At 63.4% G+C, this 2,151-nt stretch carries 1 protein-coding gene; it reads left to right on the plus strand.

Annotated elements, in window-relative coordinates:
- Nucleotides 1-696 precede the first annotated feature (696 nt).
- The gene (locus EYB53_RS19070; protein WP_135479987.1) at nucleotides 697-2,073 is read left to right on the plus strand and encodes a S8 family serine peptidase; all 1,377 of its coding nucleotides are present in this window, start codon (nucleotides 697-699) and stop codon (nucleotides 2,071-2,073) included.
- Nucleotides 2,074-2,151 lie beyond the last annotated feature (78 nt).

Below are 2,151 nucleotides of genomic sequence, written 5' to 3' on the forward strand. Positions count from 1 at the left end.
GGGGTGACAGGGAGAGCACGGCAGGGTACCAACGCCAGCCATGTCATTCCGAACGCAGTGAGGAATCTTCGCTGCGGCGCATGGAAGACCCCTCGCTCCGCTCGGGGTGACAAGGAGGGCGCTCAGGGTGACAGGGCGGGCGCTCGGCGTGACAAGGCGGGCGCGGCGGGGTGACAGGGAGAGCACGGCGGGGTGACAGGGAGAGAACGGCGGGGTGACAGGGAGAGCACGGCGGGGGCCAACGCCAGCCATGTCATTCCGAACGCAGTGAGGAATCTTCGCTGCAGCGCATGGAAGACCCCTCGCTGCGCTCCGGGTGACAAGGAGGGCGCTCGGCGTGACAAGGCGGGCGCGGCGGGGTGACAGGGAGAGCGCGGCGGGGTGCCAGGGAGAGCACGGCGGGGGCCAACGCCAGCCATGTCATTCCGAACGCCGTGAGGAATCTTCGCTGCAGCGCATGGAAGACCCCTCGCTCCGCTCGGGGTGACAAGGAGGGCGCTCGGGGTGACAGGGCGGGCGCGGCGGGGTGACAGGGAGGATCCCTTGGATGGTCATGACCCGCACGTCATATGAAAAACCTAACCCCAAGAGACCCACCCCCCACGCGGGTGCTTCGGCCCTCATGGTATACCATGTATTTTTAGGCTGCCTGCCCCCTCTGTGAGAAAGAACTTTCTTTGCTAAGGAGTATCCGTTATGCTTCACCCTACACGTTTGCTGTGTGGCCTGTTCATCATGCTGCTCTTGTTCCTAGCCCCCGCACCAATGGCGCTGTTCGCTGACGATGGCGATGATGATGATGACGATCGCATGGGTGAGTATCTCCCTGGTGAAGTGGTACTCAAACTGTTTGACGAGGCTGCTTTGCCCGACGTCGCCCGCCAGTATGGTTTGCAGGAAGCCTTCATTAGCCGTTTTGGGACGCGCCCGATCTTTCGCATGGCGATCACTGACGGACAAGATCCGCGAGAGAAAGTCGAGCAATTACGCAGCGATCCACGGATCGAGTTTGCCGAGCCCAATTATCTGGCGCAAACCCCCGAGGGGCGCCGCGGGCGCAGCGGCTGGGTCATCGGTGGCGATGCCGGAACCTTTGCAACGCAGTGGGCTCCGGCGGCACTTGGGTTCACTGCCGCCCACGCACGCAACCGTGGGGCGGGCGTGACGATAGCGGTGCTTGATACTGGGGTTGACCCGGATCACCCGGCCCTGGCTGGGCGCTTGTTGCCGGGCTTTGACTTTGTTGATGCCGACGACGACCCGAGGGAAGAGGGATCCTATGGGGTTGACTTCGGCTTTGGGCACGGGACACATGTCGCTGGTCTGGTGGCACTGGCTGCACCTGAGGCAAAGATCTTGCCGGTACGCGTGCTCGATCCTGAGGGTGTCGGCAATATCTGGGTGCTGGCCGAGGGCTTGCGCTACGCGCTTGATCCTGACGGCAACCCGGCCACTAATGATGGGGCCACTGTGATTAACTTGAGCCTGGGGACACTCCGCCGCACCGATTTGCTTGAAGAGATCATTGCGCTTGCGACGTGTGACGATGACGACGATGACGACGACGACGATGACGACGACGACGATGACGACGATGATGATGATGATGATGACGACGACCGGTGCAGCGTCACTGGCGGGGCAATCGTCGTCGCGGCGGCGGGCAACGGCGGCGACAGTGTGCCGCAGTACCCGGCTGCCGAGGGCGTGCGTGGATTGCTGGCCGTGGCCGCGATGAACCAGGCTGGTCATCTGGCAACCTTCTCAACCCGTGGGCCGTGGGTCGCCATCAGCGCACCAGGTGAACAGATCATCAGCACCGTGCCAGGGAACAACTACGCCACCTGGAGCGGCACCTCGATGGCTGCCCCACTTGTCGCCGGCACCGCTGCGCTGATACGTGCCCAGCAACCCACCCTCACCCCTGACGCGATCGCCAATCAACTGATCAGCACCGCCCAGCCACTCTGCTCGGCGGGGCCGGCTCGGCTTGATGCGGCACGCGCCCTTGGCGCGCCAACAGCAACAGAGTTCACCTGTCGCGCCTACGTCCCGCTTGCCCAGAAGCGCTGATGAGCGCACCTACACAAACAACGTTGCGCCTTTGCGCCTTTGCGTCAAAAAACCCGCCTGATGTGCAAGGTAGCGGCA

This window comes from Candidatus Chloroploca mongolica, from assembly GCF_004762035.2.
Classification (GTDB): domain Bacteria; phylum Chloroflexota; class Chloroflexia; order Chloroflexales; family Chloroflexaceae; genus Chloroploca; species Chloroploca mongolica.

Bases quoted from the DNA above. Each gene is read 5' to 3' on its own strand.
- EYB53_RS19070 (WP_135479987.1), top strand. From the start codon at position 697: ATGCTTCACCCTACACGTTTGCTGTGTGGCCTGTTCATCATGCTGCTC.